The 12,659-nt window shown below is 74.2% G+C and carries 9 protein-coding genes; 8 read left to right on the plus strand and 1 reads right to left on the minus strand.

Annotated elements, in window-relative coordinates; translation table 11 throughout:
- The first annotated feature begins 163 nt into the window (after window positions 1–163).
- The 7 genes from WME89_RS35730 (at window position 164) to WME89_RS35760 (ending at window position 8,377) form a co-directional block, all read left to right on the plus strand.
- Window positions 164–295: a hypothetical protein gene (locus tag WME89_RS35730; protein WP_437303328.1), complete on the plus strand. Its 132-nt coding sequence runs from the start codon at window positions 164–166 to the stop codon at window positions 293–295.
- Between the two features lie 377 nt (window positions 296–672).
- Window positions 673–1,455 carry an ABC transporter permease gene (locus tag WME89_RS35735; RefSeq protein WP_438004119.1) on the plus strand — a complete coding sequence of 261 codons (783 nt, stop codon included), beginning with the start codon at window positions 673–675 and terminating at the stop codon, window positions 1,453–1,455.
- Entirely contained in the window at window positions 1,455–2,561 is a 1,107-nt protein-coding gene (locus tag WME89_RS35740; RefSeq protein ID WP_438004120.1) for an ABC transporter substrate-binding protein, read from the plus strand. The genes WME89_RS35735 and WME89_RS35740 overlap by 1 nt, the downstream gene beginning before the upstream one ends.
- A 132-nt stretch (window positions 2,562–2,693) precedes the next feature.
- Window positions 2,694–4,247 carry a hypothetical protein gene (locus tag WME89_RS35745; RefSeq protein ID WP_438004121.1) on the plus strand — a complete coding sequence of 518 codons (1,554 nt, stop codon included), beginning with the start codon at window positions 2,694–2,696 and terminating at the stop codon, window positions 4,245–4,247.
- A 216-nt stretch (window positions 4,248–4,463) separates the two neighbouring features.
- Window positions 4,464–5,825, plus strand: coding sequence for an FAD-dependent oxidoreductase (locus WME89_RS35750; protein ID WP_438004122.1), 1,362 nt, complete (start codon window positions 4,464–4,466; stop codon window positions 5,823–5,825).
- Complete coding sequence (gene sigJ, locus WME89_RS35755) at window positions 5,822–6,778, plus strand: RNA polymerase sigma factor SigJ (protein WP_438004123.1); 957 nt, start codon at window positions 5,822–5,824, stop codon at window positions 6,776–6,778. Before WME89_RS35750 ends, sigJ begins: the two co-directional genes overlap by 4 nt.
- A gap of 528 nt (window positions 6,779–7,306) precedes the next feature.
- The gene (locus tag WME89_RS35760; RefSeq protein WP_438004124.1) at window positions 7,307–8,377 is read left to right on the plus strand and encodes an SMP-30/gluconolactonase/LRE family protein; all 1,071 of its coding nucleotides are present in this window, start codon (window positions 7,307–7,309) and stop codon (window positions 8,375–8,377) included.
- A 60-nt stretch (window positions 8,378–8,437) separates the two neighbouring features.
- Here the strand turns inward: WME89_RS35760 and WME89_RS35765 are convergent, their stop codons facing one another.
- Window positions 8,438–10,882: a glutamine amidotransferase gene (locus WME89_RS35765; protein WP_438004125.1), complete on the minus strand. Its 2,445-nt coding sequence runs from the start codon at window positions 10,880–10,882 to the stop codon at window positions 8,438–8,440.
- 282 nt (window positions 10,883–11,164) lie between these two features.
- Here WME89_RS35765 and WME89_RS35770 point away from each other — a divergent pair, with 282 nt between their 5' ends.
- On the plus strand, window positions 11,165–12,622 hold the full coding sequence (locus tag WME89_RS35770) for a PAS domain-containing protein (protein ID WP_438004126.1): 1,458 nt from the start codon (window positions 11,165–11,167) through the stop codon (window positions 12,620–12,622).
- Window positions 12,623–12,659: the final 37 nt, after the last annotated feature.

Consider the following 12,659-nt stretch of genomic DNA (forward strand, 5'->3'; position numbering starts at 1 on the left):
ACGCGACGGCCTCCCGCTGCCTGTGTCCGTCGGTGGGCGACCGCGGGCGAGACGCGAGATGCTGTCCACCACGAAGTACAAAGTTCGTGACTTCGCCGCGAAGGATGGTGCTAGCCTCGCGCAAGGTGGATTTTACCAACGCATCCACCGAGGCGGTGCTCCCATGGGTGACAAATCTCCGAAGGCCAAAGATCGACAGAAGAAGCAGGACACGGCGGAGAAGAACCAGAAGAAGGCAGCCGCGGTAGCCAAGGCGTCGCCTGCTCCGGCCGCGCCCGCCAAGAAGGGCAAGTAACCGCTCGGTGAGGCGCCGTCCCCCGGCGCCTCCCCTCCCCGCACAGCTCCACGCTCCGCCCGCCGTCGCGGGCGTTCCAGGCAGACGACGAGCTCGTTGCGCAAGCCGGTGACGAGGGCTGGAGTCGCAGACCACCGTGTCGCGCGGCACGAGCGACTCGTGCTCACCGGGCGCATCGTGCCTGTCGCCTCGCCCTCGCCGTCGCGACACGGCGGCGGGCTCTCTGGACAGCACGGCGCGTGACGGGCCGAGGAGCGCGCGATGGCGCGCGTTCCCGGCGTGGCGGCGAGCCCGAGGCGCACGCGCCCGCCTCGGCCGGGATTCTCGCGCCGCGCCCTCTTCCTGGCGCGGCGGCCTCGCGCTAGAGAGGCAAAGCCGTGCGACCCACCCTGCTCCATGTCGTCGCGCCGCCGCTCGCCGCGCTCGTGCTCCTGCTCGCGCTCTGGGAGGTGCTCGCCCGCGCCCTCGGCATCCCCGCGTACCTGCTGCCGCCCCCCTCGGACATCGCGCGCGCGGGCGCGGCAGACGCCGTCACCCTGCTCGCCGGCGCCGTCACCACGGCCAAGGCCGCGCTCGCCGGCTTCTGCCTCAGCGCCGTGGTCGGCGTGCTCGCCGCGATCACGCTCGCCTCGTCGCGCCCGCTCGAGAGGGCGCTCTACCCCTATACGGTCTTCCTGCAGACCGTCCCGATCGTCGCCATCGCCCCGCTGCTCGTGCTCTGGTGCGGCCCCGGCCTGCGCGCGGTCGCGGTGTCGGCGTTCATCGTCTCCGTGTTCCCGGTCATCGCGAACACGCTCACCGGGCTGCGCTCCGTCGAGCCCGCGCTGCGCGACCTCTTCCGGCTCTACGGCGCCCGCCGCTTCGCCACGCTCCGCAAGCTCGAGCTGCCCTCGGCGCTCCCCCACATCGTGACCGGGCTCCGGATCGCGGCGGGCCTCGCCGTCATCGGCGCGATCGTCGGGGAGTTCGTCGCCGGCTTCTCGGAAGACGCCGCCGGCCTCGGCATCCTCGTCCTCTCCGCCTACCGCCAGCTGCGCACCGATCTGCTCTTCGCCGCCGTGCTGCTCGCCTCCGGGCTCGGCCTCGCGCTCTTCGGCGCCGTCGACCTCGCCGGCAAGCGGCTCTTGCGGCGCTGGCATCCTTCGGAGATCAATCGCTGATGCACTCCTCCGACAGCCGCCGGCTGTTCCTCCAGGCTCTCGCCTCGCTCGTCGCCGTCCCCGTCCTCGCCCCGGCCTGCTCGCGCTCGCAGTCGCCCGAGGGCGACGGGCGCTCCTCGGCCACCTCCCCTGCGGGAAGCGCGCCCGCCGCCTCCACGCAGGGTACGCCCGCCGCGCCCGCCCAGGGCACGCCCGCCGCGCCGGCGCAGGGCACGCCCGCCGCGCCCGCCGCGAAGGTGAAGCTCGCCCTCAACTGGGTCCCGGAGCCCGAGTTCGGCGGGTTCTACGAGGCGCGCGAGTCGGGCGCGTTCGCGAAGGAGGGGCTCGAGGTCGAGATCCTCGGCGGCGGCGCCGGCGTGCCGGTCGTCCAGATGGTGGCCGGCGGGCAGATCGATTTCGGCATCTCCGGCGCCGACGAGGTGCTCACGGCCCGCGCCCGCGGGGCGGACGTGCTCCCCCTCCTCGCCGTGTTCCAGACCTCGCCTCAGGCCATCATGACCCACGAGAGCCGCGGCGCGAAGGGCATCGCCGACGTCCTCAAGTCGGGCACGCTCGCCATCGAGCCGGGGCTGCCCTACGCCGCGTACCTCAAGAAGAAGTACGGGTTCGACAAGGTGAAGGTCGTGCCGTACGACGGCGGCGTCGCCCGCTTCGTCGCCGACAAGGACTTCTCGCAGCAGTGCTTCATCACGGCCGAGCCGATCGCGGCCAGGCGCAAGGGGAGCGATCCCGCCACGTTCCTGGTGGCCAGCGAGGGGTTCAACCCGTACGTGGTGGTCGTGATCACGCGCGCGGCGCTCTGGAAGGAGAACCCGGAGCGCGTCCGCGCGTTCGCCCGCGCCACGCGGGAGGGCTGGCGCACCTACCTCCACGATCCGACCCGGGCCAACGCGATCATGGCCAAGCTCAACACCTCGATGGACGCGGAGACCTTCGTCGCCGCGGCGGAGGCGCAGCGGCCGCTCATCGAGACCCCCGAGGTGAAGGAGAAGGGCCTCGGCGCGATGACGCGCGAGCGCTGGGAGACGCTCGCGAAGCAGCTCGTGGACCTCGGCGTGCTCCAGAAGGCGCCGACGATCGACGACCTGCTCGTCGCGGCGCTCTGATCGACGCGCCCTGCAGACCGCTCGGCGCGCGCGGGCGAGGGATCCCGGCGCGCGAATTCGTCTAGAATGCGGCTCGCGCCGTCGCGCGACCACGGCGCCGCCGCGCCACAACGCAAGGGAGAAGCGCCCTCCATGGCTTTCACGCATCGACCCCGGGCCAGCCGGCTCCCGCTCGCCTCGCTGCCCTTCGCGGCGGCGTACGTGCTCGTTGCCGTCGCCGGCGCCCTCGCCTCCGGCGCGTGCGGCGAGGAGTTCGAGGCCCGCCCGCCGGACATGACGACGAGCTCGAGCACCGGCGGCGGGAGCGGCGGGGGCGGCGGGAGCGGCGGCGGGTGCCCGGACGGCGAGCTCGCGTGCGGCGAGGCGTGCGTCGATCCGCGGACGGACATCGAGCACTGCGGCGCGTGCGACGTCGCCTGCTCTGCCTTCGGCGGCGCGCCCCGCTGCATCGACGGCGCCTGCCAGCCGCCGGCGTGCGAGGCGGGCCGCGGCGACTGCGACGGGGATCCCGAGAACGGCTGCGAGGCGGATCTGCTCACCAGCACCGCGCACTGCGGCGGCTGCGGCACGCCGTGCGGCGGCCAGTGCGTGCAGGGCAGCTGCGTCGTGCCCCGGCACATCGCGGCCGGCACGGATTACACGTGCGCGGTGCTCAGCGACGGCACGGTCTGGTGCTGGGGCAGGAACACCTGGGGCAACCTCGGCGACCGCACGCTCCAGCAAGATCGTCCGATCCCCCGGCAGGTCGTCGGCCTCGACGGCCCCGCCGACACGGTCGCGGCGAGCATCTCGTCGGCGCGCACGCACACCTGCGCGGTGCTGACGGACGGCGCGGTGGCGTGCTGGGGCGCAGGCAACAGCGGGCAGCTCGGCGACGGCGAGGCGATCAACTCCTCCACCGCCGTGCGCGCGAAGGACCTCGCGGGCGCGACCCAGGTCGCCGTGGGCGGGACCCACACGTGCGCGGTGACGAGCTCGCACGACCTCTGGTGCTGGGGCGAGGGCAGCTTCGGCCAGCTCGGGTACGGTGACGAGAACGACATGTTCGTTCCCACCGTGGTCCTGGACGACGTGGAATCGGTGAGCGCCGGCCTCTCGCACACCTGCGCGGGCATGATCGAGCGGATGGGCGAGCGCACGATGAGCTGCTGGGGCCACAACCGGTACGGCCAGCTCGGCTCCGGCAGCTTCCAGCCGTCGAGCGTCCCGCTCGCCATCCGGGGGCTCACGAGCGTCGCGCTCACGGCCGCGGGCTCCTTGCACACGTGCGCCGCGCCCGAGCGCGGCGTCGCCGCCTGCTGGGGCCTCGGAGAGCAGTACCGCCTCGGGACAGGCACCGTGAACACCGAGGCGGCGCCCCGGGAGATCCCGGAGCTCGTGGACGTGCTCCGGCTCTCGCTCGGCGCGCGGCACTCCGGCGCGGTGCTGGCGAGCGGCGAGGTGCTCCTCTGGGGCGACAACGCGAAGGGGCAGCTCGGTAACGGCACGCAGGATCCAGGGATCACCCCGGAGGCGCTCGGGCTGACCGACGTCGTCGAGCTGGCCCTCGGCAGCGACCACAGCTGCGCGTTGAAGCGCACCGGCGAGATGCTCTGCTGGGGCGACAACAGGAACGGCGAGCTGGGCGACGGGACGCTCGAGCCGCGGCCCGTGCCGACGCCCGTCGCCTGGCCGGCGCGGCCCTAGGCGCGGGCTCCGGGCTGCGTGGCGCTTCCCGCCGCGCCGCCGGCCGTGACACGCTGGGCGCAGGAGCGCGCGGGGCGAGCCGGCGGCGCGACGGCGGCGGCGCTCGTCCTGGCCGACGTCGGATCGCCCCGGCCGCCCCTCGCGAACCCCATGTCACAACCGGGACCGCCCTCTCGTCCTGTCGCCGAACCCCGGAATGCGGGGCGGGAGGCACTCATGGACGAGAGGAAGCAGAGCGGGCCGAAGGTCTCCGGGCGTCGTGCCCGGGTCGTGGTGATCGGCGGCGGGTACGCGGGCGTGGCGGCGGCGCTGCGGATCGCCGGCAAGGCGGCGCGCCGGCGCGTGCCGGTCTCGGTCGCGCTGGTGAACCCCTCGCCGCTCTTCGTGGAGCGGATCCGGCTGCACGAGCTCGCCGCCGGCAAGGCGCCGCGCCGGATCGAGCTCGCGCGGCTGCTCGGGGCGCGGGGGATCGAGCTCGTGGTCGGCCACGCCCGAAGGATCGACGCAGCGGCGCGGGCGGTCGAGGTGGAGCTCGTCGGCGACAGGCCCGCGGCGCCGGGACACTCCGCGGCGGTCTCCTCGGCGGCGGGGAGCGCGGCCGCGCCGGCGCGGCGGCTCGACTACGACGCGCTCGTGTACGCGCCCGGCAGCGCGGCCGCGCCGGAGATCGTCCCCGGCGGCCGTGAGCACGCGGCCTCGGTGGCGGACGCCGCGAGCGCGCGCGCGCTGCACGAGCGGCTGCGCGCGGCGCGGCCCGGCAGCGGCGTTGTCGTCGTCGGCGGCGGCCTCACGGCGATCGAGGCCGCGGCGGAGATCGCCGAGGCGTTCCCCGCGCTCCGCGTCGCGCTCGCGACCCGCGGGCGCGTCGGCGAGGGCCTCTCCGAGCGCGGGCGCGCGTACGTCGGCCAGGCGCTCCGCGAGCTCGGCGTCGCGGCCCGCGAGGGCGTGCGCGCGGCCCGGATCGACGCGAGCGGCCTCATCGTCGAGCCGGAGGCGGGCGGCGCGGCCGCGACCGGCGCGGCCGAGCGCATGGCCGCCGACATCGTCGTCCTCGCCGCGGGCTTCCGGCCGGCGGCGCTCGCCGGGAGCTCCGGGCTCGCCACCGTCGCCGGCGGGCGGCTCGTCGTCGACCGGCGGCTGCGCGCGCCCGAGCACCCGGAGATCTGGGGCGCCGGCGACGCCGCGGCCGCCCTCGACGCCGACGGCGCGCCGCTGCGCATGGGCTGCGCCACGGCGATGCCGCAGGCCGCGTACGCGGCGGACAGCCTCGTCGCCGCGCTCGCCGGCGACGAGCCGCCGCCGCCGTTTCGCTTCGCGTTCGTCATCCAGTGCATCAGCCTCGGCCGGCGGCGCGGGCTCATCCAGCGCGTCGACCCCCGGGACAGGCCGCTCGAGCGCGTGCTCACCGGCCGCGTGGGCGCGTGGGCGAAGGAGCTCGTCTGCCGCTTCACGGTCGCGGCGATCCGCTCCCAGGGACTCCTCCCCGGCCGCCACGGACGGCCCGGGCAGGCGCCGGGGCCGCGGAGCGCCGCCGCCCCCGCGGACGGCGGGTGGCTTCCGTCCGGTGCCTCGACATGAGCGCCGCGGCGGGGGTGAGCGCCGAGTGCTTCACGGCGCACCGGCGCTCGCTCTTCGGCCTCGCCTACCGGATGCTCGGCAGCGCCGCCGAGGCCGAGGACGTGGTCCAGGAGGCCTATCTGCGCGCGCGGTCCGTCGAGGAGGCGCCCGAGTCGCCGGGGGCGTACCTCGCGACGATCGTGACGCGCCTCTGCCTCGACGTGCTGAAGTCGGCGCGCGCGCGGCGCGAGGCGTACGTCGGGCCGTGGCTGCCCGAGCCCGTGGCGACGGGCGATCTGCTCGACGGCGAGGTGGCCGCGGCGGGCTACCAGGGCGAGCACGGCGCCGCCGAGAGCCCGGCCGCGCGCATGGACAGGGTGGAGTCGATCTCGATGGCGTTCCTCGTGGTGCTCGAGAGCCTGTCGCCCCTCGAGCGGGCCGCGCTGATCCTGCGCGACGTGTTCGACTGGGAGTTCGGCGCCATCGCCGCGGCGCTCGGCCGCTCGCCAGCCGCCTGCCGGCAGCTCGTGCACCGGGCGCGCGAGCACGTGGCCGCGCGCCAGCCACGGTTCCGCGCGACCGAGGCCGAGCGACGGCGACTGTTCGGGGCGTTCCTCGACGCGGCGGCGCGCGGCGACGCCGGCGCGCTCGCCGCGATGCTCGCCGAGGGCGCGAGCGCGACGCCCGACTCGGGCGGCAAGGCCAGCTCGGCGCGCCGGGTGCTGAGCGGCCGCGATCGCATCACGCGTTACTTCATCGGTCTTGTGCGGAAGGGCATCGGCGCGGTCACCCGGATCGCGTCGGTCAACGGCGGGCCCGCCCTCCTCGTCTACGAGGGGACGCAGGTCGTGACCGCGCTGGGCCTGGACGTCTCGCCCGCCGGAATCGACGCGATCTGGATCATGCGCAATCCCGACAAGCTGGCCAGGCTCGGGGCGGCGCTCCCGCTGCTCCCGCCCGACGCGCGCGCGTGATCTGGCGGGCTCGCGCGCCGGCGCGCCGCGCCGAGCGCGCGACGACAGGGCACTGCTCCGCGCGCGCTTCAATGACAATCGATGACATGGCGACACGCGCCTCGGACATGCGACTGTCAACAGGCGAGCAATAGTTACGCCACCAACGCGCCATCATGTACGTCGACAAGCGCACCAGCGCGCGAGCCGACAGGGACGCAACTGCGCAACCAAGCAGAATTGCACATGAAATCAGGAGCGACGTTCAGGAGCAAAGTCCGGAGCGACGACGGCGCGCGCGCCCGCCTCGCCGGGGTTCCATGAGCCAAGGAAATTTGGCTCGACAGCCGATTGGCGCATCTGCATATACTGCTGTCATCATGAACGCCTCTTCGGCTTGACGAGGCCATACAAGTACATCCTGGCTTCCGGATACCGTTCATTCCGACAACCCCGGTCCGTGGCTCACGGACACAGGAGGGATCAATGTCGTATTCTGTGCTGTCAAAACTATCGCGCTCCAGCGGAAAGTGGCTTGTCCATGGCGCCGTGGTGCTTCTCTCCGCCGTCTCGCTGCTGATCGCGGCTCCGGCTCGGGCAGAGGGGGGCTGGCACGGCGAGATCAAGACCTTCGCCAGAACCCCCGCGGATCCCGGGTTCCCCGAGGGGATCGCTGTCCATGGCAATCGGGTCTACGTGTCTGGCCCGGCGACGTTCGGCACTGCGGGCCGGGGCCCGTCGAAGATCTTCGTGTACGACAGGGACAGCAAGGTCCTGAAGAGCACGATCACGGTGGCGGGCGAGGCGCTGGACGCCGAGCATGCGCTGAGCTGCATCGCGATCGACGGCGAGGGCCGCGTCTACGCGCTCAGCACGCAGCTCGGGCTGCTGCGCTTCACCAAGGCTGGACATGGATATGTCCAGGAGGGCTACGGTTCTCCGCTGCCGGACCTGCCGGCGTGCGCGGCGGCCGCGCCCGGAGAGGCGTGCTCGCCGACGCCCGTCGACTTGCCGCCGATCCCGAACGACATCGTCTTCGACGACGGCGGCCATGCCTACGTGACCGACTCGCTCCAGGCGACGATCTTCCGCTATCCGCCCGGAGGCGGCGCGCCGGAGATCTGGTTTCAGAGCGCGGCGTTCGCGGGGGGTGGCCCCCAGCCGTTCGGCGTGAACGGGATCCGGCTCGATCCGTTGCGCGAGTATGTCTACGTCTCGGTGACCTTCTCCCTCTCGGATCCGACCCTGGGCTCAATCTACCGCATCCCCCTCGTCCACGAGCCTGAGGAGGCCGACCTCGAGCTGGTCCACGACTACACCGCCGGTGAGGCGCCCGATGGGTTCGCGTTCGGCAGGTCGGGGAAGCTCTATGTCACGCTCGCCGGGGCCAACGCGATCTCGGTGCTCGACGAGGACGGGGACGAGGAGTCGCGCATCGAGAGCTCCCACTGCGACGAGATACCCCTCGACTCACCCGCCAACGTCGCGTTCGACGACTCGGCGAAGACGCTGCTCATCGTGAACCACGCGCTCCTCAGCGGGAACCCGGAGCACTTCGCGGTGCTGAGGGTCTGGGTCGGCGACAAGGCCGATCCGCTGGAGAAGCCGTGGCTCCCTTGAGCCGAGACGAGCAGCCCGGAGCAGCCTAGGCGCGGCCCGGGCGGGCGATGGCCCACCACCTCACGCGAGCCCTCCGCGCCGGCGCACGATCCAGTGCGCGCCGAGCGCCACGGCCGCCGCGAGCGTCCATGCCCACGGGGGCAGGAGCGGCGCGACGTGGCGCTCGGCCGCCACCTGCGTCGCCGCCGGGAGCGGCAGCGAGCCGGCGCCCGGCGGCAGCACCGACGCGCCGCCCGTCGCGCGGGCGATCTCCTCGAGGCGGGCGACGTCGGGGCGCGGATCGGCCCACTCGTCGCCGCCGCGCTCGCACGCGAAATCGCGCCGCGTCGTCGCCCGCTTCTGATCGCCGCCGCGGTCGCCGGCGGCGACGGCGGCGACGGCGCTGGCGGCGTCCGCCGGGACGATCTCCACCGTGGCCGCGTACCCGCCGGGCTCGAAGCGGCCGGCCGCGAGCTCGACCGGCTCGCCGCCGTCGCCGACGCGGGCCTTCAGCGTGCGCACCACCGCGCCGCTGCCGAGGCGCGCGATGGTCACCCTGGCCTCGCCCCCCTGCCCCGCGAGCGGGCGCAGCACGAGCGTCGTCTCCTCGCCCGCGAGGCAGCCGCCGCGCGGCTCGATCGCGGCGGGCTCGAAGCGGGGGTCGCGCATGAGCCAGCCGAGCAGGGCGTCCCAGAACGCGCCGTGCGCGCGGCCCGCGGAGCTCGAGGCGAACGCGCTGAAGAGCAGGCGGTGGCTGCCGTCGAGCGTCAGCGCGATCGTCCGGCCGCTCTCGTGCTCGCCCAGCGAGAGCACCGGCATCGGCGCGCCCGAGGCCGTCGTGCGCGTCGGGTGTGTCATCAGCACCGTCGCCCCGGGGAGCGGATCGCCGACCACGTTGGTGCCCGGCATCTCCGGCATCTCGTCGCCGATCAGCGCGAGCAGCGGCGCGAGCACCGGCGCCGCGCGGCCCGCGGCGGTGATGCGCGGCACGAAGGCGCCGAGGTCCACCGTGGGCGCGCGGCCGATGTCGAGGTCCACCGGCAGCACGCGGGCGAGCCGCGTGCGCGCGTAGTTGCCCTGCACGAAGGCGTTCGGGCCGCCGACCATGATGAGCCCGCCGCCCTTGTCGACGTACTGGGCCAGCGCCGGGAGGTGCTTGGTCAGGCCGTACGGAGCGGCGTCGAAGTCCTGCAGGACGACCGCGTCGAAGCTCGACAGGTGCACGCTGAAGAGCTCGTCCACGGGGAAAGGGATCAGCGCGAGCTCGTCGGACGCCGCGTTCACCTCGTCGCCCGGCGTGCGCAGGATGAAGAACGCCACGACGTCGACCGAGGCGTCGGCCTTGAGCCACATCCGGAGCGCGCGCACGTCGTACGTCGGCCGGCCCGCGACGTGGAGCACCCGGATGCGATCGCGCGCGACGTCGAGCGTGATGTACCGGACGTCGTTCTCGGGGAGCTCGTCGCCCTGGGGCGACTGGATCGCCACCTCCAGGATGCGCGTGCCGGCGCGATCGAGCGTCACGCCGAGCTCGACCGTGCCGACGCCGCCCGCGTCGACGTGCGCCGTGCCCGTCGCGAGCGTCGTCGGCGCGCCCTGCTCGCGCAGCTCGCGGGCCACGACCGGGACCGCGTCGCACGCGAGGCCGCCGCTGCAGCCGATGTCGATGCGGAGCGAGAGCGGCTGGTGGGCGACCGCGGCGCCGGAGGTCCGGACCGCGCGCACGCCGGCGTCGCGCACGGCCTCGGTCGCGACGGCGACCGTGTGCACCGGGACGTCGAGCCCCTCGAGCGCGGCCCGCGTCGCCGCGGCGGTGTCCTCCGGGCCGGGGCGGTCGAGGCGACCATCCGAGACGACGACGAACGCCGACGGGCGCTCGTCGGCGGCGCGGGCGAGCGCCTCGAGCGCGGCGCTGAGGTCCGAGCGGCGATGCGGCCGGGCGGACACGACGGGCGCAGCCGCGCCAGCGGAGGCCTGCGCGCGTGCGTCGCCGCGCTCTGCGGGCGCCGCGGCGGAGCCGGCCGGCGCAGCCGGGGCGGCGGCGCTCCCGCCCGGCGCGGGCGTCGCGCCGGCGCCCTCGCCCGCCGCCGCGGTTGCGCCGGCCGGCTCCGCCGGCACCGGCGCGCCCTCGCCGAACACGTAGCGCGAGAGCCGCACGTCGGCGCGCTTGCCGAGCTCGGCGAGCGCCCGGTCGGCGGCCTCGCGGCGGGTCCCGGCGAGCCCCGGCAGATCCATCGACCGGGAGCCGTCGACCAGCACCACGACCTTCGGTCCCACGAGGCTCCCGCGCGACGTGACCGCGACCGGGCGGAGGATGGCGGCGAGCAGGCCGAGCACGGCGAGCGCGCCGGTGAGGATCGTGCCGAGCGCCGCGCGCGCAGGCGCACCGCTCGATCCCGCGGCGGCGCGGCCGCGCGCCCGGAAGAGCTCGAGCACGAGCAACCCGAGGCTCAGCGCAGCGACGACGCAGGCGACGGCGACGACCGGCGAGGAGAGGTCGCCCGAGGGCGCGAGGCTCCGGGTCACGGCCGCTCCAGGAGCGCAGGAGCGGGAGAGAACGACGGTGAAGAGGAGGGCCCGCTGGCCGCGCCGGCGCGGGAGAGCGGCGGGGCGAGCAGCGGGTCGATGACGCGCGGCACGGGCGGAGCCTAGTACATCGGGGCGGGGTGTCCCAGCCTGGCGCTCGGCACATCAGCGCCGGGTATCGCCGCTCAGCGCCCCCTCTGTGACCTGCCAGGCAACCTTGGACAAGCTGTCGGCAACCTTGAAATGCCAAGCACGCTGCAAGTACGCTCTGTTATCTGGCGAATGGTGCGCGAAGATCTGGGGGAGACGGAAACAGGGCGACTCAGGGCAGAGAATGCGGCGCTGCGCGCTCGCATCGAGGTGCTGGAGAAGGCGCTGGCGGAGCGGTCCGATGGCCGCACGCCGGAGCCGGACCGCGCGGCGCTGAGGAGCGCGCCCGATGGCGCGGCGCTGCCAGACGCGCTCGAGGGCGCGGCGTCGCGAGGCAGCCTCGACGGCGCGGCGCTGTGGGCCGCGGATGGCGCGGCGCTCCGCTCGGGCGCTCACGGTGTGCCCGAGTGGCTGCCCACGGCGGTGCCGGCGCTGATCCACTGGCGCCCGGACGGCACGGTGACGCGCTGGAGCGACAGCGCCGAGCGCATCTTCGGATGGCGGGCGGGCGAGGCCGTCGGCCGCAGGCTCGCCGACCTCGTGGCTGCAGAGCCCGTGTCGCCGGAGGCGGTGCGGTCGTTCAATTTTCCCCGGATGGAGAGCCGGTTCGCCACCGCGACGAGCGAGGCCACGACGAAGGAGGGCCGCGCGCTCCTCTGCCAGTGGACCTATGCCGTGCTGCACGACGACCGGGGCGACGTGCTCGAGATCGCATCGATCATCGATGAAGCCAGCGACCCGCGGCGGAGAGATCGTACGGTGCACGGGCGTTATCAGCTGCTCCTGCAGCTGGTGGACAACGCGCGCAGCCAGATCTTCATCAAGGACATCGCGGGACGCTACGTCTTCGCCAACCGCGCTCATGCGCAGGCGATGCAGCGGCACGTCATCGAGCTCATCGGCAGCGATGAGGCCGAGCTAAGCCCCCTGGCCCCCGGCGTCGCCGAGATGCTCATGGCCAGAGAGCGAGAGGTGATCGCAGGCGGACAGGTCATGCAATTCGAAGAGGTCCTGCCGGTCGGCGACTCTCAACTTTATTTCTTCACGGTCAAATTCCCGATCCACGACGAGCGCGGCGAGCCCATCGGCATGGGAGGGATCGTGACCGAGATCACATCCCTGAAGCGCGCGGAGGCCGATCGGTCCGCGCTCCAGGAGAAGATCATCGCCTCGCAGCAGGCCGCGCTCCGGGAGCTGTCCACGCCCCTCATCCCGCTCGCCGACAAGGTCGTGGCCATGCCGCTGGTCGGGGCGATCGACAGCGCGCGCGCGGAGCTGATCATGGAAACGTTGCTGGCCGGTATCAGCAGCCAGAGCGCCCACACCGCGATCCTGGACATCACCGGCGTGCGCGCCGTCGACACGCTCGTCGCCGATGCGCTGACGCGGACCGCGCGCGCCGCCCAGCTGCTCGGCACGCGCGTGGTGCTCACGGGCGTCCGCCCGGAGGTGGCGCAGACGCTCGTCACGCTCGGCGTGGACCTCTCCGGCATCACGACGCTGAGCACCTTGCAGAGCGGCATCGCCCACGCGCTCCGCAACGCGCCCGGCGGTAGCTCGCATGGAAGAGACCCCGCCAGGGGTTCCTGACGCGCGAGGTGAGCGCCGCGTCACCCGGGTTCTTGCC

It is taken from the genome of Sorangium sp. So ce321 (assembly GCF_051530195.1).
Classification (GTDB): domain Bacteria; phylum Myxococcota_A; class Polyangia; order Polyangiales; family Polyangiaceae; genus Sorangium.

Coding starts and splice junctions, on each gene's coding strand:
- sigJ (WP_438004123.1), top strand. CDS start 5,822: ATGAGCGCCGCGGCGGGGGTGAGCGCCGAGTGCTTCACGGCGCACCGG.
- WME89_RS35745 (WP_438004121.1), top strand. CDS start 2,694: ATGGCTTTCACGCATCGACCCCGGGCCAGCCGGCTCCCGCTCGCCTCG.
- WME89_RS35730 (WP_437303328.1), top strand. CDS start 164: ATGGGTGACAAATCTCCGAAGGCCAAAGATCGACAGAAGAAGCAGGAC.
- WME89_RS35750 (WP_438004122.1), top strand. CDS start 4,464: ATGGACGAGAGGAAGCAGAGCGGGCCGAAGGTCTCCGGGCGTCGTGCC.
- WME89_RS35740 (WP_438004120.1), top strand. CDS start 1,455: ATGCACTCCTCCGACAGCCGCCGGCTGTTCCTCCAGGCTCTCGCCTCG.
- WME89_RS35770 (WP_438004126.1), top strand. CDS start 11,165: ATGGTGCGCGAAGATCTGGGGGAGACGGAAACAGGGCGACTCAGGGCA.